Annotated in this window: 18 protein-coding genes and 2 pseudogenes; 6 read left to right on the top strand and 14 right to left on the bottom strand. The window is 57.9% G+C overall.

Going from position 1 to position 21478, the window contains the following annotated elements:
- Nucleotides 1-15: 15 nt before the first annotated feature.
- The gene (locus tag FHT73_RS23980; protein WP_183715286.1) at nucleotides 16-741 is read right to left on the bottom strand and encodes an EthD domain-containing protein; all 726 of its coding nucleotides are present in this window, start codon (nucleotides 739-741) and stop codon (nucleotides 16-18) included.
- A 193-nt stretch (nucleotides 742-934) separates the two neighbouring features.
- Between FHT73_RS23980 and FHT73_RS23975 the strand changes: the two genes are divergently transcribed.
- Nucleotides 935-1162, top strand: coding sequence for a helix-turn-helix domain-containing protein (locus tag FHT73_RS23975; protein ID WP_183715284.1), 228 nt, complete (start codon nucleotides 935-937; stop codon nucleotides 1160-1162).
- A gap of 76 nt (nucleotides 1163-1238) precedes the next feature.
- Here the strand turns inward: FHT73_RS23975 and FHT73_RS23970 are convergent.
- From FHT73_RS23970 to FHT73_RS23935, 8 genes and pseudogenes are all read right to left on the bottom strand, one after another.
- A pseudogene (locus FHT73_RS23970) lies at nucleotides 1239-1498 on the bottom strand (sugar ABC transporter ATP-binding protein); the annotation flags it as partial.
- Nucleotides 1499-1642: 144 nt separating this feature from the next.
- Complete coding sequence (locus FHT73_RS23965) at nucleotides 1643-2419, bottom strand: SDR family oxidoreductase (RefSeq protein ID WP_183715282.1); 777 nt, start codon at nucleotides 2417-2419, stop codon at nucleotides 1643-1645.
- 2 nt (nucleotides 2420-2421) lie between these two features.
- Complete coding sequence (gene dgoD, locus FHT73_RS23960) at nucleotides 2422-3570, bottom strand: galactonate dehydratase (protein WP_183715281.1); 1149 nt, start codon at nucleotides 3568-3570, stop codon at nucleotides 2422-2424.
- A gap of 12 nt (nucleotides 3571-3582) precedes the next feature.
- Complete coding sequence (locus FHT73_RS23955; protein ID WP_183715279.1) at nucleotides 3583-5205, bottom strand: GMC family oxidoreductase N-terminal domain-containing protein; 1623 nt, start codon at nucleotides 5203-5205, stop codon at nucleotides 3583-3585.
- 13 nt (nucleotides 5206-5218) lie between these two features.
- On the bottom strand, nucleotides 5219-6109 hold the full coding sequence (locus FHT73_RS23950; RefSeq protein ID WP_183715277.1) for an aldose 1-epimerase: 891 nt from the start codon (nucleotides 6107-6109) through the stop codon (nucleotides 5219-5221).
- Nucleotides 6110-6113: 4 nt separating this feature from the next.
- Nucleotides 6114-7118: an ABC transporter permease gene (locus tag FHT73_RS23945; protein WP_183715275.1), complete on the bottom strand. Its 1005-nt coding sequence runs from the start codon at nucleotides 7116-7118 to the stop codon at nucleotides 6114-6116.
- A gap of 12 nt (nucleotides 7119-7130) precedes the next feature.
- Complete coding sequence (locus FHT73_RS23940) at nucleotides 7131-8657, bottom strand: sugar ABC transporter ATP-binding protein (protein ID WP_183715273.1); 1527 nt, start codon at nucleotides 8655-8657, stop codon at nucleotides 7131-7133.
- Between the two features lie 70 nt (nucleotides 8658-8727).
- Nucleotides 8728-9708, bottom strand: a complete 981-nt coding sequence (locus FHT73_RS23935) for a substrate-binding domain-containing protein (RefSeq protein WP_183715272.1) — start codon at nucleotides 9706-9708, stop codon at nucleotides 8728-8730.
- A gap of 230 nt (nucleotides 9709-9938) precedes the next feature.
- Between FHT73_RS23935 and FHT73_RS23930 the strand changes: the two genes are divergently transcribed.
- On the top strand, nucleotides 9939-10700 hold the full coding sequence (locus tag FHT73_RS23930) for a FadR/GntR family transcriptional regulator (RefSeq protein WP_183715269.1): 762 nt from the start codon (nucleotides 9939-9941) through the stop codon (nucleotides 10698-10700).
- Here the strand turns inward: FHT73_RS23930 and FHT73_RS23925 are convergent.
- From FHT73_RS23925 to FHT73_RS23910, 4 genes are all read right to left on the bottom strand, one after another.
- On the bottom strand, nucleotides 10695-10892 hold the full coding sequence (locus FHT73_RS23925) for a hypothetical protein (RefSeq protein ID WP_183715267.1): 198 nt from the start codon (nucleotides 10890-10892) through the stop codon (nucleotides 10695-10697). The genes FHT73_RS23930 and FHT73_RS23925 overlap by 6 nt on opposite strands.
- A 139-nt stretch (nucleotides 10893-11031) precedes the next feature.
- A complete protein-coding gene (locus FHT73_RS23920; protein WP_183715265.1) occupies nucleotides 11032-14286 on the bottom strand; it encodes an error-prone DNA polymerase in 3255 nt (1084 codons plus the stop codon).
- Nucleotides 14283-15794: a DNA polymerase Y family protein gene (locus tag FHT73_RS23915; protein WP_183715264.1), complete on the bottom strand. Its 1512-nt coding sequence runs from the start codon at nucleotides 15792-15794 to the stop codon at nucleotides 14283-14285. Before FHT73_RS23915 ends, FHT73_RS23920 begins: the two co-directional genes overlap by 4 nt.
- The gene (locus tag FHT73_RS23910; protein WP_183715262.1) at nucleotides 15715-16467 is read right to left on the bottom strand and encodes an ImuA family protein; all 753 of its coding nucleotides are present in this window, start codon (nucleotides 16465-16467) and stop codon (nucleotides 15715-15717) included. The genes FHT73_RS23915 and FHT73_RS23910 overlap by 80 nt, the downstream gene beginning before the upstream one ends.
- 282 nt (nucleotides 16468-16749) lie before the next feature.
- Between FHT73_RS23910 and ligD the strand changes: the two genes are divergently transcribed.
- From ligD to FHT73_RS23895, 3 genes and pseudogenes are all read left to right on the top strand, one after another.
- Entirely contained in the window at nucleotides 16750-17802 is a 1053-nt protein-coding gene (ligD, locus tag FHT73_RS23905) for a non-homologous end-joining DNA ligase (protein WP_183715260.1), read from the top strand.
- Nucleotides 17803-17861: 59 nt separating this feature from the next.
- Nucleotides 17862-18635, top strand: coding sequence for an SOS response-associated peptidase (locus tag FHT73_RS23900; RefSeq protein ID WP_183715258.1), 774 nt, complete (start codon nucleotides 17862-17864; stop codon nucleotides 18633-18635).
- Nucleotides 18636-18709: 74 nt separating this feature from the next.
- Nucleotides 18710-19487 (top strand): annotated as a pseudogene (locus FHT73_RS23895) (IS5 family transposase).
- A 451-nt stretch (nucleotides 19488-19938) separates the two neighbouring features.
- Here the strand turns inward: FHT73_RS23895 and FHT73_RS23890 are convergent.
- Nucleotides 19939-20826 (bottom strand): LysR family transcriptional regulator, encoded by an 888-nt coding sequence (locus FHT73_RS23890; protein WP_183715256.1) that lies wholly within the window; start codon nucleotides 20824-20826, stop codon nucleotides 19939-19941.
- An 80-nt stretch (nucleotides 20827-20906) separates the two neighbouring features.
- On the opposite strand from FHT73_RS23890, the gene FHT73_RS23885 reads away from it, so the two are divergent.
- On the top strand, nucleotides 20907-21478 hold a 572-nt coding region (locus tag FHT73_RS23885; protein ID WP_246712215.1), incomplete at its 3' end, for an MFS transporter.

Here is a 21478-nt window from a genome sequence, read left to right as displayed (position 1 = left end):
GAAGGCGCTTTCGAGTCAGGCCGCCTTGTGCCGGGAAATCTCACGCTCTGGAATGATCTCGAAAGGTTCAACGACGAACGTCGAAATTTCACCAATAAACTCCTTCGCGTGCATCATTGCCGTTCTTCCCTGGGCCGATTGAAATGCGTGCTCGATGGATGCCTCGTCCTCAAACCAGAGCTCAACGATGCCATCCAAACCTATTGCGTCAGAAATGGTCGCGTCGGAGAACCGATCCGCCTGCCAATCAATAACGAGGTTCTGACGGTAGCCTAATAAACCGGGAAGGCGTTTAACAAGCGGCGTGTGATGGTTGAACCACTGATCTTGAAATTCCTCTGCGGTGATCCCCGACCTGCGCTTTAGCAAAGACATTCGCTTCACCCTATTGGCGGACCTTTCGACTGGAAGGATAGTGTTTTGCAGGGCCGTAACCACGATTAGGTCCTTCAGGAAGTTGTCTTCATCAGCCATCAGCTTCTGGAGAGTGTCCGTGTCTATGCTCCGCCGCATCGCGGCAAGCGTTGGAAAGAACAACTGGGACATACCGTCAAGTTCAAGGCTGCCGCGGTCATAATCAATGCCCTTTTGCGAACGGTCAGTGATTATATTTTGTACATATGCTTCGAGGGTCTTGAGTGAATTTTTCACGAGAGTGCCGTGCTTCCCGCGCCAATAGCTCTTGAACTCCTGTACGCTGAGTTCCGGCTTACGGCGAAAAAGTCCCATGCGAACAATCATAACTTCCTCCAAGATGGCGTCGCCAAATTATAAACATGAAGTTCGATTTATACAAAGGCGTATGTAATTACCAAATAAATTGGTTGCGTTCAATCGGAGTAATGGGCTAAAACTCTATCGGAACGACGAGGGAAATTTTGGCGCTTCTAAGTGACTCGGAAACGTTCCGCGTCCAGCAACGAGAGGATGGAAAATGGGTATGCAAAACCACGAGATCATAGGCGTTGCGAATGGGACTACAATCGGCCAGGCGCTCAAACAGGCGCGTGAGAACGTTGGATACAGTGTCGATGATCTCGCTGTGACATGCGGCCTTACGACCCTTGAAATCGATCAGATTGAGTCCGGCGTGGAGACTGACGAACTTAAAGTCCGTCGGATCAGCATAGCTCTAAGTGTCGACTGGACGAACTTCGTCTGACTCCTTATTCATCGATCGCTCTGCTGGGCCTCATTTCAACAATGCAGCCTTCCATCAACGTCGCGCCCAACGAATTGGAGAGTGCGAGGTCTTCCGGTCGGATACCATAAGTTCTGCATGCCTCGCGTTCGGCGAATTCACCTCCGAAGAGGTTCATCTCGGCCGAGCCGATAAATCCCGCCACGAAGGGATTTGCCAGGTGGTTGTAGAGCGTCATCCGTGAGCCGATCTGTTCGATCTTGCCGTTATTCAGCACGACGATCTTGTCAGCCATGGTCATCGCCTCGACCAGTCATGCGTGATATAGATCATCGTCCCTCCGAGCCTGGCGTGCACAACGGTATCATCGGGGCTTCCCCTCTGGTATCGTGGCAATCGCAATTTCGGCGACCGGCGCACGACGATGCTCCTCGGCCTACGACCGGATCCTTGCGGGAACGCCTCTGCTCTCCACGATTCAACAAAGTGCCCTTCCTCCCGTCAGGCCGGATGCTGCTGGACACTAAGACCGCCATCGACCGTCAGGCAGGTGGCATTGATGAATGGACACTCGTCGGAGATCATGAACACAGCCGCCATCGCGATTTCCTGTGGCATGGCGATCCGTCCACCCGGGTGCAGCTTCATCGTCTCCGCCTTGGCCGCCTCCGGATCGGCAAAACCGTTCCAGTAATCGATGACCTTCTGCGTCGCGACATAGCCCGGCGCCAGCGCATTCACGCGAACATTCTTGGACGCGTATTCGAGGCCGAGGGATTTGGTCATTCCGAGAAGCGCGTGCTTGGCGAGCGGATAGGGAAAGGTATGCGGGATAATGGTGAAGGCATGGGTCGAAGCGATGTTCAGGATAGCACCGCCGCCCTCTCCGATCAGTCCTGGCAGGATGGCCTTCGAGCAGTTCCAGGCACCCTTCAGATTGATATCGAAGCAGCGATTCCATTCCTCGTCGCTGGTTTCCAGCGGCTCGGCAAAGACGTTGACCCCGGCATTGTTGACCAGTGCGTTGATCCGCCCAATCTCACGTTCGGCTTGAGCAACTGCTTCGCTGATCGCCCTCGCGTCGGTGATGTCAGCCGTCATATGACCGACAATCGCGCCTTGTGCCTGAAGCCTTCTGGCCACGGCGGCAAGTAGATCGCCATCCATGTCGATAAGAAAAACGGCAGCCGCTTCGCGAACAAAAGCCTCGGCGATTGCCAGCCCGATGCCCTGTGCCGCACCGGTAATGAACGCGCGCTTGCCCTTCAGTCTAACCATGCTCACCACTCCGCCAAACTTCCGTCTTCATGACGCCAAACGGGATTGCGCCAGCGATGCCCTTCAGTAGCTCGTTGCTTGACGTAAACCTCGTCCACCTCGACCCCAAGACCGGGACCTTGAGGGATTGCCACAAAACCATCGGCATATTTGAAGACCTCCTTATTGGAGATATAGTCCAGGATGTCACTGCTTTCGTTGTAATGAATGCCGAGGCTCTGTTCTTGAATGAACGCATTATAGCTGACAGCATCGATTTGGAGGCAAGCGGCGAGCGCAATCGGACCAAGAGGACAATGGGGAGCGAGAGCGACGTCATACGCTTCCGCCATGCTTGCAATCTTCCGGCACTCGGTTAGGCCGCCCGCGTGGCTGAGGTCCGGTTGTATGATGTCCACATATCCATCGGCCAGCACCGACTTGAACTCCCACCTGGAATATAAGCGCTCCCCGAGCGCGATCGGGGTCGAAGAATGGTTCGCGATCTCCTTCAGCGCTTCCCGGTTTTCGGAAAGCACAGGCTCCTCGATGAACATCAGTTTGAATGCTTCAAGCTCCTTTGCCAAAACCTTCGCCATCGGCCGATGCACTCGACCATGAAAATCGGTGCCGATCCCGATGTGCGGACCGACGGCTTCCCGGACAGCGGCGACATTCGCGAGGATCGCATCGATCTTCGCGTGGGAATCGACGATCTGAAGCTCTTCGGCTCCGTTCATCTTGACGGCTTTGAAGCCTTTGGCAACAACGTCTTTCGCATTCGCTGCTACATCGGACGGGCGGTCGCCGCCGATCCAGCTATAGACCTTGATGCGGTCACGAACTTGGCCGCCAAGTAGCGAGTGAACAGGCTGGCCAAGTGCTTTGCCCTTGATGTCCCAAAGCGCCTGGTCGATCCCTGAGAGAGCGGACATGTGGATGGCGCCGCCTCGGTAGAAACCGCCGCGATACATCACAGTCCAATGGTCTTCGATAAGAAAAGGGTCTTTGCCGACCAAATAATCAGCGAGTTCATGGACCGCAGCTTCCACCGTCAGCGCCCTACCCTCCACGACCGGCTCGCCCCAGCCGACCACTCCCTCGTCCGTCTCGACTTTCAGAAACAGCCAGCGCGGCGGAACGATGTAGGTCGTTAGCTTGGTGATCTTCATGGGACACATCCTTTATGCGAGAATGAGATCAGCGGCTTTGCTCGCTGCAGCCATGACGGCGGCGTTGGTATTGCCGCTGACGATTGTTGGCATGAGCGACGCGTCGACGACGCGCAGCCCTCGCGTCCCGCGAACACGAAGGCTTGTATCGAGGACGGCCTCCGGATCGCTGTCGCGCCCCAGCTTACAGGTACCGACCGGATGGTAGCCCGTCTTCACCGTGCGCTTGCAATGCGCGGCGATAGCCTCATCGCCGGTGACGTCAGCGCCGGGAAATATCTCCTTGTCGATGAGCTCACATAATGGCGATGCTTCGAGGACCGTGCGTGCGAAGCGGAAGCCCGCCATCGTCAGTCGAAGGTCATCCGGGTGCCCGAAAATCTGCGTGTCGACGATCGGGTTTTCGAAAGGATCTTTCGATGCCAACGTTACTGAGCCTCTCGCCTTGGGACGAAGCAGGAGTGAATTGATGGTTACGCCATCGCCGGGTTCGGTGCCCATGACATCACGGTCCAGATAGACCGTGGGCACGCAGAACATCTGGATCGTCGGACGGTCGTTGTTTCCGTCCGGATCGTAGAATGCGCATGTCTCCACGCCCGTGGTCGATACCGGTCCGGATTCGAAGGCGAGGTACTGCAAGCCTGCCTTGATCATCGGCCAGCCACGATCGGCGCCGTAGTAGCCATATGAGCCCTTGGTGGTGGCGACCACTGGGCACTCATAGTGATCCTGGAGGTTCTTCCCAACGCCAGCGACGACGACCCTCTTCGCGATATCATGCTTGGTCAGCTCATCTTCCGGACCGATACCGGAGATCATCAGCAGCTTTGGGGTTTGATACGCCCCTGCTGCGAGAATGACTTCGCCAGCGTTAGCTGTCTTTCGATTGCCGTTTTGAACGTAGGCGACACCGACGGCGCGATCGCCCTCCATATTGATGGCGGCGACGGTTGCCCCGGTCTCGACCGTCAGGAGCGGATTGTTCATGACTGGAGCGAGAAACGCGTCAACGGCACTAGAGCGTCGTCTGGTTTTCCAGTCGATGGTATGCTGCATGAAGCCGACACCGAACTGTCGAGCCCCGTTGAAATCGGGGTTGTACGGAATTCCCATTTCTTGCAATGTTTTCACAAAAGTCCGTGTCATAGGACTCGTGTGACCGAGATGTGAGATCTTTAGCGGTCCGCCGACGCCGTGGAATTCGCCAGCTAGATGGTCATTGTCCTCTTGGGCTTTAAAATGAGGCAGGAGGTCTGCATAGGACCACGCTGGATCGTTTAAACCTTCCGAGGTCGCGATCTCATTCCAGAGATCGAAGTCCGCCGCCTGCCCGCGCATGTAGACCATTGCATTGACGGTACTGCCGCCGCCAAGAACCTTGCCTTGAGGCACGATCGGCCCTCGTCCGTTTAGCTGGGGCTGCGGTTTGGTCTGGTGCATTGCCAGATAGGTGTCCTTCGCCAGGAACTTCATGTATCCGGCTGGGAAGCTCATGATCGGATTGGCTTTGGCAGGCCCACGCTCCAGCAAGAGCACCCTCGCCTTGCCCCCCGTGACGAGCTTGGCCGCGACGACGCAGGCTGAACTTCCTCCGCCGACGATGATGTAGTCGTACCGGTCTTTCGCAGACATTCTGAACTCCAGTTTATAGGGTGCTGGGGCGCATTCTAATGCTGCCGGATAGAGACTGACCTGGGGCCAGGACTTTGAGGTCGCCAAGATCGGGCAAGTTATGACCATTGGCGAGATGGGTCATCGGCTCGAAGCAGAAGTAATCCCGCTGGAAATCTGGGTCGAAGGTTGTGTCAGACACGAAAACGAAAGCATGCTTGAATACTGGGTCAGCGGTGAGCTGCAATTGTGTCTGTCTCTCCGGCCAGCTGATGACCGCCTCTCCCGACCAATCCTGAAAGCCATTATTTACCCATCGGTCAGGAAGACCGATAGGCTCACCGAAGTTCAGGTCCGGAGGTATCTCTTGCGCTTCGCCCGGCAGCCAACCTTCCACTTCCGTCCAGAATTTCCGTGCCGGCGCAAATAGGGTTGTTGCCGGCGTCACCGGGAAATACGGGTGCCAACCAAGCCCAAACGGAAGCGGCTCTTCCCCTGTGTTTTCGACAGTCAGGCGAAGCTCCACTCCGCCGTCAACCAGGCGAAAGTGCTGGTCGGCCCGGTAGATGTAAGGTGTGTGGCCACCTTTGTGGGCGAAGCTCATCTCGAGCTCGTCCTCGGACCAATTTGACACTGTCCACCTTGAATCCCAGCCCTCTCCGTGCAGGTAGTGAGGATCCCATAAGGTGTTGGCTGTGAACCGGTACGTTTTCCCGCCGAATTCAAACTCGTTGCCGCGGACACGGTTGCCGAAGGGTACGAGTGGATAGCAGCTAGAACCGAGAGCATCGACGTCGTCGTTGGCAGACGGTCGCAGTAGAGGAACCGGCTGACCGTGTGCGTTCCAGGAAAAGGCCAAGATCACACCGCCCCGGGTCGAGACACGGAGCATAAGATCTTTCTTTTCGAGCGTGATGATCGCCATGTCGTCAGCCTCGATTGCGTGACATGCTGCGCTTGATCGCCTGGATGTTGGCGAGCACTGCGATCACGATGATCAGGCCTCTTACGACTTGCTGGAAGAACGGGTTGATACCGAGCAGCACCAGGCCATTTCCAATGAGCGTGATGACAAGAACGCCGAGAAGTGTTCCCAGCATCGATCCCCGTCCGCCGGACAACGACGTGCCGCCCACGACAACGGCGGCGATGACGTCGAATTCGAGGCCCGTGGCAGCGGTGGCATTACCTGAACCGAGGCGCGAGACTAGCAAAATGCCTGAGATCGCAGCCATAGCTCCGGCAATCGCGAAGAGAGATACGCGGATCTTGGAGACGCTGATGCCGCTCAGAAAAGCTGCATGCGAATTACCGCCGATCGCAAACACCGACCGCCCGAAGGCCGTCTTGCGACTGATGAAGGTGAACACCACGAAGAAAACGAGCATGACGATCGCCGCAGGGGGGATTCCGAGGAACGAGCGGTCGAGGGCATCCAGGACGTCGTTGCGACCGATCGACACCGGCAGCGCGTCGGTAACGAACAGAGCAGTGCCGCGTAGAGCACTCCAAAGCCCGAGTGTGGCAACAAAAGACGGCACGTCACAGTAAGCTCTGAGTACACCGGCAATGGATCCCAGAAGAGCGCCGACGACAATTGCCAGGGCAAAGGCTATGGGCGTTGGCAATCCCCACTGGAGGAAGAAAGCAAGAATGACTGAAATGAAAGCGACCATCGGTCCGACGCTAACGTCGATCTCACCGGCAATGATGATGAGCGTTGCGGCCCACGCGGCAATACCAATGGTAGCCGCATCCCGAAGAATATTGATCTGGTTGTTAAAGGACAGGAAGCCATTCGCGGTCGATGTGAAAACAACGTAGAGCACGATGATAGCAACAAAAAGGCTCAGCTCGTTCATGTGCTGTGTGAATGAAAACCGGGACCGGGTCCCTGCAGTGGATGCTGGCTTAGCAGCGTGATCGAGCGACATCTGCTGTCTCCCTCAGTGACCGGCGATGCAGGCTGCCATCAAGGCGTCCTGATCGATGTTTGGTGATTTGAATTCTTCGTGGAGGGTGCCGTCGCGGAGAACGAGAACCCTGTCACAGACAAGCGGCAGCTCCTCGATCTCGCTTGATACGAAGATGATGCTACGCCCTTCCGCGGCAAGCTGGCGAATAATTGCGTAGATCTGTGCCTTGGCTTCGACGTCGACGCCGCGCGTCGGTTCGTCGAGCAGGAGAACGCGGCTGTTTGCATAGACCCACCGGCCAATGACAACTTTTTGCTGATTGCCACCCGACAGGGTGCCGATCGGGGTGCTCGTCTCAGCTGTTTTGATATGCAAGCGCTGCACAATCTTGCGCGTCGCATCCGCCATCATTTTCGACGACAGGATGCCGCGCTTGCTCACGCCGGCAAAGTTGGTCGAAAGCGTGTTTTCGTCCACCCCAAGAAGTGGAACAATGCCCTCTTCCTTTCGGCTTTCAGGCGTGTAGCCAAAACCCCTGGAAATCATCTGCTTGTACGCGCCCGGCTTAACTGCACGTCCATCGACCTGGACTTCGCCAAGATCTGGCGTGCGTACGCCCATAATGGCCTGAAGCAGTTCCGTGCGCCCTGAGCCAAGGAGGCCGGCGATACCAAGAACCTCCCCTGCCTTCAACTGAAAGGAAACGGAATTGAGCTTCGGAGCCAGAGCCACCTCGCGAACCTCCAGGACCGTCTTATCCCGCGTCCGGTTTTCGAGTGTCGCCGCCTTCGACCCTTCCACTCCGAGCATTAGTCGGACAATCTCCCGGGTGTCGGCACCCTTCACGTCGACAGTATCGATAATGCGGCCGTCTCGCATGATCGTCGCAGAATGGGCAATCTGGCGGATCTCGTTCATTCGGTGGCTAACATAGATAACCGCGATGCCCTCGGAAGCGATGCGCGTCACGGCGGCCATTACCCTCTCGGCCTCGGCGGCAGCCAACGAGCTGGTCGGTTCATCAAGGATCACAAGCTTGGGCTTGCCAAGGAGGACGCGGGCGATCTCCAGGAGCTGCCGCTCGGCTGGGCTAAGGCTCGCCACCAGTGCATTGGGAGCGCGATCAAGACCGAGACGCCCCATGGCTGCGGATGCCTCGGCTTCCATCTGTGAATAATGGAGAACACCGTTTTTTCGAGGCCAGCGGCCCAGGAAAAGGTTTTCAGCCAGCGTCATGCCCGGGACGAGGCTGAGTTCTTGGTAGACAACGCGGACGCCTTTCTGGAAGGCATCCTGTGCGCGGCTGGAGCCGGAATGCCGCAACTCCTCGCCATCGATCTTAACGGTACCGCTATCGGGGATTTCCGCGCCTGTCAGGAGCCGGATCAACGTCGACTTCCCCGCGCCGTTCTTACCGAGAAGTGCCCTCACCTCGCCGGCCGCGACTTTAAAGGTCGCGTTGTCAAGAGCAAGAACCCCCGGGTACTGGCGAGTGCAGCCTTCAACGAACGCGACCGACCATGACGGAAGCTCTCCTGCACGCAATATTTGTGTCATTCTTTTTCCACCTTCGAAAAGATGCCGCCGGTTTCCCGGCGGCCTCGGTTTTCGTCATCGGGAGGAGACGTCACGGAATGCCGTCAGCATGTGCTTTAAGCCATGCCTTGCCGTCATCGGAAGATTTGTAGAGGTCAATGTCGTAAGCCACCTTAATACCTTTAGGTGGCTGGCCGTCGATAGACTTGATCGCCTGCGCGAGAGCAAGCCTTCCAAGACCCTGACCGGAGATGTCGACGACAGCCTTGATAACGCTGAAGTCAGCCAGCTCCTGCGCGATTTCGGTCGTCATATCGCCACCGAACACGACAACTTTCCCGGTCTTGCCTTGGCTCTTGACCGCACGAGCAGCACCGAGTGTCGCGCCTCCGGCCTCGCCGAAGAACGCGTTGATCTCAGGGTTGGAGGTCAGCATCGTGGCAGCGACCGAAACGGCCTTGTCGAGCGTCGCGCCCTCCTGGTTCGCAACGATGTGAGCGCCGGGCACCTTTGCCTTCAGTGCTTCCTCGAAGCCCTTACGACGCGTGACGCAGACTTCAACAAACTCGCAGTTCAACACACCGATCTTCGGCGCCTCGATTTTTGCCGCGACGAAGTAGTCTGCCGCGGCGTCACCGAGCTTGTGGCCGAAATCATAGGGGTCGCCGACGGCGTATGCGGAAATGTATTCCTTCATGTCAGCGTCGTTAAGACATGTGTTGTAGCAGACGACCGGAATGCCTGCGTCATGTGCACGGCGGATTGCACGCGAAGACCCGTCGGCTGACACCGGCGAGACGATGATTGCCTGGACGCCGGATGAAATCAACGTATCGATAAAGGAGGATTCCTTGCTGGCGTCGCCCTGTGCGTTCGTCTCCACAACATCGAGTTTGCGGCCCGCATCGGACGCGCCATCTTGGATGCCCTTGCGAACGCCAGCGTAAAAACCTTGGGCGTCCATGTAGATGGCGCCGACCTTGAGGTCTTTATCCTGAGCAAATGTTGGCGTGACGAACGTTGTACTGAATGTACTCAACGCAATAATAGCTGCATATTTGATGAGCTTCATTGCTCCCTCCTCCCATTAACCGTTGATTTCGAAGACACGAGATATCGCATCCAGCTACCAAAAGCATATGCACTGTCATATCAATGTCAATATAAATACGATTTATTTTCCCATAAATGTGTTTTTGCTGGAGTTCGTGCTAAAAAGTGGACATACATATCTCCTGACAACAATCGGAAATTTATTTAGAGCACAGACAGAACGGCTTGATTGGGGACTTCGGAGGACTGATGAGAAGCGAACGGAGACTGTCCGAAAGCAGTGACGAAATTGCCGGACGCGGCAAACGGACCGTTCGCGAGGCGCTGCTTTCGAAGTTCGTCGAGCAGATCGTGTCTGGTGAAATCCCCGAGGGATCCACACTTCCGAACGAAGCAGATTTGACAGATAAATTCGGTGTCAGTCGCACCAGTCTGCGCGAAACAATGCAGTACCTGGCTGCCCTTGGCATGATAAGATCACGCACGAGAGCAGGAACGGTCGTATTGTCGCGAGAGAATTGGAATTATCTGGATCCGCTCGTCTTGGACGTAATGTTGTCAGTCGGCGGCGACGAGAATTTCTACTCATCGCTGATTGACGCGAGACAGTTATTGGAGCCGGCCGCTGCTGCGCACGCGGCGACAAAAGCGACTGCCAAACAACTCGCGCGTATCGCTCAAGCCTATGAAGACATGGTCGAGGCCAATGCCCGGGATAATGAAGAATGGAGCCGCGCCGATCTGGACTTTCATACAGCGATTATCAATGCGAGCGGCAACTGGGTCTACCGGCAATTCGGAAGTGCAATCCGAGCAGCGCTCCTAGCCAGCTTCCGCCTTACCAATCGAGCGAGCCAATCGCACGAACAAGCGCTGGAGAAACATCATGCGGTGCTCGATGCAATCCGCCTGAGAAATCCCGAAGCGGCTCGCGCTGCGATGGAAGCCCTGATCGGGGTGGCAAGAATTGAGATCACGGACGCACTAAAGCACCGGACATTGAAGCTATAGACGCTTCGCTTTTCTGATAATTATGGCCGCTGCGAACACTGTAATTTTTGAGTTATTCGCAAGGGCGATCATTCTGACTCGTTCTTTCGATCCAAACCAGCCAAGTGACGAAGCGATGGTCCATAAATGCTTAGCCGTCGTCTCCAGCGCTTGTTGACCGGCTCGCATGTCTGCCGCAGAAGATTTCTTCACGCATATTTCCCGCATCGGCACTCGCTGCGATGATTGAAGGACATGTCCGTTCCAGGGTCCCCTTGCGCCTAAGCGCTGTCGGCCTCAGCCTCGCACTTACAAAAGGTGTGAAGCAGCAGCCCCGTCTGAACAGTCAAACTCATTGAAAATTCCGGCTCTTCACCTTCAGCGTATCGATATGAAGATCAGGTGTGAACATGTCGCGGGGGACAATCGGCTTTGGCCTGTCGCGTGAATCCGGCCCGCCGCCGTGTGCAAACTCGTCGCCGCGCCCGGTTGGAAGCTTGAACTCGCTATCCCGATCAGCCAGATCGACGAGGTCCGCTGAAAGGTCGAACAGTTGCTGTGCCACGAGATGCACGACCTCCCCTTCCCGCTGGATCCGGCCGTGGATCGCCATCATCGAGGATCCCAGCACGACCCGCCGACGCTTCTCAAACAATGACGGCCAGACGACGAGATTGGCCGGACCCGTTTCGTCCTCGATGGTGATGAACATGACGCCCTTGGCCGATCCGGGCTTTTGCCGCACCAGGACAAGCCCGGCCGTATAGACCCACCGCCCGTCCCTAGAATTCATCGCCTCGGCACAGGTTATGATATTGCGCTCCGACAGATCCTTGCGCAGGAAGCCAACCGGATGCTGTCTCAGCGTCAGCCCAGTATGGCTGTAATCCTCGATGACATTGTGCCCGTCCGTCATTTGCCGCAGCGCCACCTCCGGCTCTTGCTGCTCAGCAATAGCCGCCATCTCGCGTTCGGCCGCGGCTGCAAACAAGGGCAATGGCTCATCGCGAAGCGCCTTGATGGCCCAGAGGGCATCGCGCCGTTCGAGTTTGAGCGATGGCAGGAACGCATCGGCCTCTGCAAGCTGAACAAGTGCTTCCGTCGGAACATTGGACCGGCGCCACATGTCATCGACCGACGCGAAAGGGCTGTTCATCCGAGCCGTCACGACCCGGGCCGCATCCGCGACCGCCAGTCCCTTGATCTGCCGAAAACCGAGCCGGACAGCATGCCGATCGCTGCTGCCGATCTGCTCCAGCGTACAGTCCCAGCGCGAGTGGTTGACACAGACCGGCCGTACCTCGACGCTATGCTTGATCGCATCGCCGACGATCTGGGCTGGAGCATAAAAGCCCATGGGCTGACTGTTCAAAAGCGCAGCGCAAAAGACATCCGGGTAATGGCACTTGATGTAGTTCGAGGCGTAGGCGATCAGCGCGAAGGAGGCTGCATGGCTTTCCGGAAAGCCGTAGGAGCCAAAACCTTCGAGCTGTGAGAACGTTTTCTCGGCAAACTCAGGCGAGTAGCCATTCCTCACCATGCCCGACACCAGCTTGTCCTTGAAGCGTGAAACGCCGCCGGTGAACTTGAAGGTGGCCATCGACTTGCGCAACTGGTCGGCCTCACCGCCGGTAAAACCGGCACAGACCATCGCCACCCGCATGGCGCTCTCCTGAAACAGCGGCACGCCGAGCGTCTTGCCGAGCACCGCCTCAAGCTCAGGCGTCGGATACTCTACCGGCTCTTTCCCTTCACGGCGGCGAAGATAGGGATGCACCATGTCGCCCTGGATCGGTCCGGGCCGCACGATCGCCACCTGCACGACCAGATCATAGAAGGTGCGGGGTTTCAGGCGCGGCAGCATCGCCATCTGCGCCCGGCTTTCAATCTGGAAGGTGCCGAGCGTGTCAGCCTTGCGGATCATGGCGTATGTCGCGGCATCCTCCTGCTCGATCTTCGACAGATCGAGATCCTCATCCTTGTGTTCGCGGATAAGATCGAAAGCCTTTGCCATGCAGGTCAGCATGCCCAATGCCAGCACATCCACCTTCATGAACTTCAGCGCCTCGACATCGTCCTTGTCCCATTCGATGATCTGCCGGTCCTTCATCGTCGCCGGCTCGATCGGCACGAGATCGTCCAGCCGGTCATGGGTGAGGACAAAGCCCCCTGGATGCTGACCGAGGTGGCGCGGGGCGCCCATCAGCTGCTGCGCCAGTTTCAGGGTGAGCGCCAGACGCCGGTCGTCAGGATTAAGATTAAGTTCTCGGATGTTGCGATCAGGGACTTCCTCCGACCAGGACCACATGCCCGACGACAGCGCCTTGATCACGTCTTCCGGCACGCCGAGCGCCTTGCCGACATCGCGGATCGCACCCTTGGCGCGGTAGCGGGTGACGGTCGCGCAAAGAGCGGCCTTGTCTCTCGTGTAGGTCTGGTAGATCCATTGGATCACCTCTTCCCGCCGCTCGTGTTCGAAATCGACGTCGATATCCGGCGGTTCGTCACGCTCCTGGCTGACGAAGCGCTCGAACAGGAGATCATTGGTCGACGGATCGATCGAGGTGATGCCGAGGATATAGCAGACGGCGCTGTTGGCCGCCGATCCCCTGCCTTGGCAGAGGATGCCCTGGCTCCGGGCGAAGCGGACGATCGAAAACACCGTCAGGAAGTAAGGGGCGTATTTCATGGTGCGGATGAGATCGAGTTCGTGGCGCACGATCTTCAAGACATCCGGGGGCAGTCCTTCCGGATAGCGATCGGGTACGCACTCCCAGACGTAATGCTCAAGCGACGCCTGGGCATCCTTGCCCGGCACAATCGCCTCCTCCGGATATTGGTAGGTCAGCTCCTCCAGCGAAAATTTGCACCGGCGCACGATCTCCGTGGTCCGGGCCAGCGCTTCCGGATATCGCGGAAACAGGCGTTCCATTTCTTCCGGCGGCTTCAGATACCGATCGGCATGGCGTTCACGCTCGAAGCCGACATCGTCGATCGTGGTGTTGTGCCTGATGCAGGTAACGATGTCCTGCAACTGGCGCCGGCCAGGCTCATGAAACAGAACGTCGTTGGTGACGACGGTCTTCACCTTGAAGCGTGCCGCCATGTTGGAGATCTCATGCAGCCGCATCTGGTCGTTGGGTCGCCGGCGCAGGCACAGCGACACATAGGCGCGGTCGCCGAAAACATGCGCCATCTTGCGCAGCTGCACCGCGCAAGTATCGTCCGGAAGATCCGGCACGAGAACGCCGATCATCCCTTCCGCGTATGCGATAACGTCGTCCCAGTGCAGGATGCAGTTGTTCTTGCCGCCACGCGATTTGCCAAGCGTGATCAGCCGCGTCAGACGCGAATAGGCGGCTCGATCCATCGGATAGACCAGCACGGACATTCCATCCGCGAGATCGAGCCGGCAGCCGACGACCAGGCGCAGACCGGTGGCGCGGGATGCTTCGAGCGCCCGGACGATCCCCGCCAGTGAATTGCGATCGACAATGCCAAGCGCCTGGATACCCAGAGCCTTTGCGGTTTCGAACAGTTCCTGCGCCGACGATGCCCCGCGCAGGAAAGAAAAATGCGTCGTAACCTGCAGCTCGGCGTAACTCATGCGAAAATCCCATGGCAGAACCAGCGGTGGGAACCGGTATCCGGATCGACGCCATCGCCGGAGCGAAAAACCCAGAGGCGCTCGCCCGCCGCATCCTCGATGACAAAGTAGTCGCGCACCGCCTCCATTTCGGCGTCGCGCTGCCACCATTCTCCAAAAATACGTTCCGGGCCATCAGCACGCTTGATCTTGCGGCGCTTGCCACGCCAGACGATCGAAACCGGCGGCCGGTCCGGCATCAGCGCAATCGCCTCGATCACTTCCGGCCGGGCCAGCAGCCGGACTGGCCGGCGCCAATGACTGACCCAGGTCACTGCGACCGGATCGGCAGCAGGACTGATCCTCTGGACGGAGCGTTCCGGTACGTCGGAGGCAACCGGTGCGACCCGATAAACACGCTGGCCGCGATTTCCATAGATATCGATGAGCGGCGTGACGTCGGTAACGTCATCCTCGACCAGAGCGGACGCTTTCTGCGCCTGCTCCAATGGCTCGGCCATGACCGCGACGAGCGTGAGCTTTTCGATCCCGAAGCCCGGCTCGATCTTTTCTGTCCGGTCCCGAAACAGTTTTTTCAGCCAGGCAACATCGCGGGCAGGTTTGGCTGTTCCCGCGCGGATCGCCTGTCTCGTGCCGTCGACTGTCTCAACAACGAGATCGGCTCGGCGCACGCCCAGCCCGCGCTTCTGGAGCTCATCAACCAGCTGGACAACAAGGCGGCCGACATATTTGTTGATCGTCTCGGCCGCGCCGATCGGTTCGGCAAAGGCTTTGGCGACTTCAACCAGCTCAGGCGTGCGGATCGGCTCGATCGGCTCGGCAACACGACAGAGCATCTGGTCAAGGCGGCGGCCGACCTCCGGACCGAAACGAAGCGTCAACGGCGCGCGTGGCGCGTTGGCAACCTCGCCGATCGTTTGGAAACCGAGGATTCGCAGGTCAGAGACAGTCTTTGCCGGCAGGCGCAGCAGCGATATCGGCAGCTTTTCGACGGCACGCACGGTCTCGCCGGGTAGAATGACGATCGTCTCACGATTGACCGCGCGGGCGCAAGCGTGGGCAGCTCCCCAGCTGTCGGCGACCGCCACACGGGCGGTCAGTTTTCTTGCCAGGAACTGGTTGGCGATTTTCGTCACCATGGGAAGCTCGCCGCCCTGCAGATGGTCGGCACCTTCGGTATCCATGACGATGCCGTCGCTTCCGTCCACCGCAACGATTGGCGAATAGATCGTCAGCGCCCAGAGCGTGATGCGTTCAAGGGCCGCGGCGTCCGCTGCAGGATCGGCATCGATGAGCATCAGGCCGCGAAACAGCGACTGCGCCTTTGCGGCCGGCATGCCGACGTGGACACCCGCCTTTTTTGCAGTCGGGTCGGCGGCCGACACCCATCGCTTCGATCCGCTTTTCGCGATCACGGCGATCGGCTGTTCAGGCGGAATAGACGGATCGGCGCGACGAATGCGATCCGTCGGCAGATCCGGAAGATAGATCGAGACGACCCTTGTCATCGCACGCCCTCACGAGAAACTCAGCACACTCACCCGCTTTCACGCGCATCAATTCCAGAAACCATTGAGCCCTTCCCACTCCGGGTACCGGCAGCTCTTCTGATGGCATAACGCTCACCCGCCATCTTGTCGTCGAGGCCGTGGGCTGGCCAAAATCATTCGCCTCCGTCTGTCGCCGCCATCGTCGGACCGCGAGCGCCATCGTGCCGGTTCGCTCGGCCGCCAACTGCAGCCGACGGGAACTGACCATCGGCAGGCGAACGAGCTCGCCGACGACAGCGCCGAGACCGCCGAAGGACAGCCCCTCCTCCATATTGGCGAGCACATCCTCTTCCCGATCGGATTCCACGAAGATCACACGGTCGGGATGGAGGCCAACCTGCGCCAGAGCCGGAAAGAACAGATCAGGTCGCGTCAGGCACCAGACGACGGGCCCTTTGGTTCGCGCGGCAATGCCGGCGACACAGAGGGCGGCAGCCGCGCCATCGACAGTGCCCGAGCCACCGCCGGCGAACTCATGCAGCGCGCCATAGGCAAGGCCGCCGCCAGGCAGCGCCGCATCGATCTCGGGAACACCGAAGGCGAGTGTTCCGGCCCGCTTCGCGGATCCGCCCTCCATGGAGGCGATGCGGTCGCGCAGGTCGCAGATCACCCTCTGGCGGGCAGCAGTCATCGTTCACGGCTCCCTTCGAGGTCGTGTTCAAAGGTTTCGACATCATGTCGCACGGGCTATATGTTCATTGTTTGTTCTTATGCCTTGAAAGAGTCAAGCACCACAGAGTTGAGGAATATTATCCCAGCATTAGCAAAGCCGAAGATTCGAAGAGGATTCAAGGACGTAACCGAAGGCAAGATTTTTATCGGTTCCCTCTTCCCGTTGCGCCGCAGTGGTGGATAGCGGGGATAGACGTTCAGCGTCACACTATTCTTAAGGTTTTTGTGCTGAACTCTCGGCATGACGAAGCCCCCGAGATCAAAGCCGCTTCTTCGCGATACCGAAGCCCCGATCCGCTCGAAGCCACGTCGGAAGCGCAACCCGGCGCAGCCGCAGCTTCTGTTCGACCCCATGCCTGATCGCGTTGAGCCGGCCCTCGCACAATTGAAAGCGCGTCCGCCAAGCGGTGACCAATGGAGCTGGGAGCTGAAATGGGATGGCTATCGACTGGCTGTCCACATCGAGCCAACGGGCATCCGGATCCTCACGCGTGGCGGCCATGACTGGACGCATCGGTTTCCGGCGATCGAACAGGCCGCTCGAGCGCTCGGGCCGGCGACGATGATCATCGATGGCGAGGCGGTGGTGCTCGACGAAAAAGGACGGCCGGATTTCGGGCTGCTGCAGCAGTCGTTGGGAGCCAGCGGCAAGACGGCTGGCAATCGAGCTTCTGATGCGATCCTCTACGCCTTCGACCTTGTCTATCTCGATGGCCATGACCTGCGAAATGTCGAATACCGATCGCGTCGGCATCTTCTCGAGGACACGCTCGATGGCAAAGACGGCGCCATCCGTCTGTCAGAAACACTCGACGCCGAACCCAATGCCTTGCTTGACAACGTCTGCCGCCTCGGTCTGGAAGGCATTGTCGGCAAGCACCTCGATCAGCCCTATCGCTCCGGCCGCACCGGCGATTGGGTGAAGGTCAAATGTGTCCAGAGCGAAGCCTTCATGGTGGTCGGCTATGAGCCATCGACAGCGTCGCCTTCCGGCTTCGCTTCGCTGTTGCTTGCCGCATACCGCGGTGACGACCTCGTCCATGTCGGCAACGTCGGCACAGGCTTCAAAGAGGCCGAGATGATCAGGCTGCGTACGGTACTGGACAAGCTGCGTTGGAAACGAAAACTGCCGCCGGTGCCCTATGCCGGAAAGGCAGATATCGTCTGGGTCGAGCCAACGCTGATCGCCGAGATCGAGTTTCGGGCGTGGACCGGAGACGGCAAATTGCGGCACGCTTCCTACAAGGGCTTGCGGGAACGGCAGGACAATGCCGATGTTTACAAGCTCGACTAGCGAAATCAGTGGCATCCGCTAGATTGTTTCCGCGGTCTGAGCGAAGGGGATGGCGCGGCATGTGTAATCTTTATCGGATGGAAGACAAGGATTGGGTCTCGAAATGGGCCCAGGATGCCGAAAGCCTGATCAATCTAATGCCGGCCTATCAGATGAACCCCGACCAGATGGGGCCGATCGTCCGCAACACAGCTGACGGCAAGAAGCAGCTGGTGCATGCGCGATGGGGACTGCCCTCCCCCCGCTTCGCGCTTGAGAAAGGCGCCAAGGCCAAGGCCGAGAAACTCGCGGCCAAGGGCAAGCCCTTCGATCTTGAGGAACTGATCCGCATGGAGGCCGATCGCGGCACAACCAATGTTCGGAACCTTAATCTTCCCCATTGGAAACGGTGGTTTGGTGTGGAGCATCGATGCCTTGTCCCTGTCACCAGCTTTGCCGAACCGGATCCGGCGAGCAAACAGGAAGGTGGCAATGTACCCAACGCCTGGTTTGCCCGCGATGAAGCAAAGTCGCTGATGTTCTTTGCCGGCATCCACGTGCCGCAATGGAAAAGCGTCCGGAAGGTTCGGGACGGACTCACGACCGACGACCTCTATGGCTTTCTGACTACCGACGCCAACGATCTCGTGAAACCGATACATGAAAAGGCCATGCCGGTCCTGCTGCGGACGAAGGAAGAAACTGAAGTCTGGATGCGGGCGCCGTGGGACGAGGCAAAGCATCTCGCTCGACCACTTCCGAAAGACGCGCTTATCATTTCTTCACGCGAACCATATGGATCGACGATCGTTTCGAAATCTGGCGAGCCGGTGGAACAGGGCACTCTGCTTTGACGCCGGACTAGGCCGTGTCCCCATAACGGGGTTCATGTTGGTGCTGGTGTGTGATTCAATCTCCAGAAAAGGAGATTGCCATGCGCCGTCATGAATTGACCGACGAGGAATGGGCGGTTATCGCGCCGTTGCTGCCGACCAACAGCCGTGGAATTGAGCGCGTAGATGACCGCCGGGTGATCAATGGTATCCTATGGCGCTTGCGGACTGGCTCATCCTGGCGTGATGTGCCGGAGCGCTATGGTCCACGCACAACGCTTTACAATCGGTTCTCGCGCTGGCGTAAAGCGGGCGTCTGGGATCGCCTTCTGGCTGCTGTTTCAAAACGTTATGCCGGCGACATAGTGATGATCGATTCCTCCTGCGTCCGCGTTCACCAACATGGTGCCAATGCAAAAAAGGGGGATCTGCCGATCCTTGCATGGGACGTTCGCGTGGCGGCCTGACAACAAAGATCCACGCGCTCGTCGATGCTGATGGCTTGCCTGTTCGGCTGGAACCGAGCGCGGGTCAAGCCGCCGTGCTCCCATGGCCGAAAAGTTGCTGAGCGATATGCAGCCCGGATCGACACTCCTTGCAGACAAGGCCTATGACACCGACGCGATCCGTAACTTTGCCAAGCAACGCAAGTGCTGGGCAAACATCCCCGCCAAGGCCAACCGCAAACAGACCTTCAGCTTCAGCCGTTGGGTCTATCGCCAGCGCAATCTGGTGGAGCGTTTCTTCAATCGCATCAAACAGATGCGTGGTCTGGCAACACGATACGACAGACGTGCGGACAACTACCTTCCCGGCCTCAAACTCGCCGCAACGAGGATATGGATCGCTTCAGCTAATGAGTCCGCGTCCTAAGGCTGGCGAAATTGGATTTCAAACGAAAAAGCCTGCCGCGGGAGGAGGTGCGCCAGGCTTTTCGAAATATTGTACGACGGCTGGAAGGAGGAGTGCCGCTGTTCTGTCAGGCTTCCCTCTGGGAGGAGGTGCATTGCTTCGTGGGGCTTAAAATACCTGAGACAGCCTTGACCGCCAGCGCTGAGTTCGCAGTGCAGCGATGCGCATGCCGCCACGCAACATGGAGCTGTTGCTCATCTTTCAACCGCTATTTTCAACCGCTATCGTTGCCTACCCCATGAATTCCACCCGTAGATCGCGTCCTTCAGTTTCAATTCACCGCCGCAACGCAGGTGAGTTGTCGTCGGGTCCTACCTTCGCGGCGCTGCGAGACGCGGCTGGCCTAAGGATAAGCTTCAGAAGGCGAGACTTTCGGCGCTGTAACGACAGAAGCGCAGGGATTGTCCTCGGGTTATACGCGTAGTGCATCTACTACCACTTTGAAGGCCGGTGAATTTTGTCTTCGGCTTGGATAATAGAGGTAATATCCCGGGAAAAACGGCGTCCAGTCCTCAAGAACCTGCACCAGCTCTCCGGCTGCGACCAACGACTCCACGAGGTTTTCGGGAACGTAAGCAATGCCGTAGCCCTCCAAGGTTGCGTCGATCATGGCGTATGATGTATTGAAGGTGAGCTGCCCTTCAACACGAACCCGTAGCTCCCTGCCGTCCTTCTCGAACTCCCAAGCGTATAGCCCGCCCAGGTGGGACTGCCGGTGGTTGATACAATCATGACCGACGAGATCCTGCGGCGTTTGGGGAATAGGTTTGGTGGCAAAATATTTTTGAGATCCCACGGCGACTAGTCGCCAATCGGGCCCAATGCGGACCGCTATCATGTCCTTGTCGACACTTTCGCCAAGCCGCACGCCTGCATCGAACTTTTCTTCAACGATATTCCGGAAGCCGTTATCGCTGTTGAGCTCGACCGTGATATCGGGGTAGTTTTTGAGCACCGTGCGTAGTTTCGGCCAAACGACGCTCTGCAAAGCGTGATCAGAGAGCGTTATCCGCACATAGCCAGATGGCTTGTCCCTAATCTCCATAAGCGCGTCGATCTCGGTCTCGATCTCTTCTATGCGAGGTGCCAGTGAACGGATCAGCCTCTCACCCGCCTCGGTCGGAACGACGCTGCGAGTAGTGCGCGTCAAAAGGCGCAATCCCATCCTCGCTTCGAGCTTCTTGATGGTATGGCTGATCGTCGATTGTGACGTGCCGAGTTTAGCGGCCGCCTTGGTGAAACTTCGTTCCTCCGCGACCGCCAGAAACCAAAGCATGTCGTTAAGATCTTCCCTCTTCATGCTCGTCTCCAGAAATGACTCATTGATGTCATAAATCGATAAGTCCAAACGAATTGCAATGACTAATGCGGGAACTGCGTTTGGCCTATATTGCCGTCATGACCCAGCAAGTTCTCACACGCTCCCGCGCCGGCGCCGACGGCATCAAAACCTCAAGCGCGAAAGCCACAGATCCCGCGGTCCCAATCGCAGCCTGGGGCGCGGTCATATCGATGGCCCTCTGTGTTGCCGTCCTTATAGCTTCCGAGTTCATGCCCGTGAGCCTTCTCTCGCCGATCGCCACTGAACTGGGGGTCACGGAGGGTCGCGCTGGGCAGGCTATCTCTATCTCGGGCGTATTCGCGGTCCTCACCAGCATCTTCGTGGCGGGGTTGACCCGTCGATTGGACAGACGTCTGGTACTTTTGTCGTTCTCATTGATCCTGTTGGTATCCGGAACGATCGTCACATTTGCCCCCAACTATCTCGTGCTGATGATCGGCAGAGCTCTATTGGGTATCGCGATCGGCGGCTTCTGGTCGATGTCGACGTCAATCGTGATGCGGCTCGTTCCAACAGACTCAGTCCCCAAGGGCCTTGCGATGCTCAACGCCGGGAACGCCATCGCAGCAACGATTGCCGCGCCTCTTGGGAGTTTACTCGGAAGCTATAT

Origin of the sequence: Rhizobium sp. BK098, from assembly GCF_014193155.1 — a bacterium.
Lineage (GTDB): Bacteria > Pseudomonadota > Alphaproteobacteria > Rhizobiales > Rhizobiaceae > Rhizobium.
The sequence above is the reverse complement of the archived record's forward strand: the minus strand, read 5'-3'. Positions and strand labels throughout refer to the sequence as shown.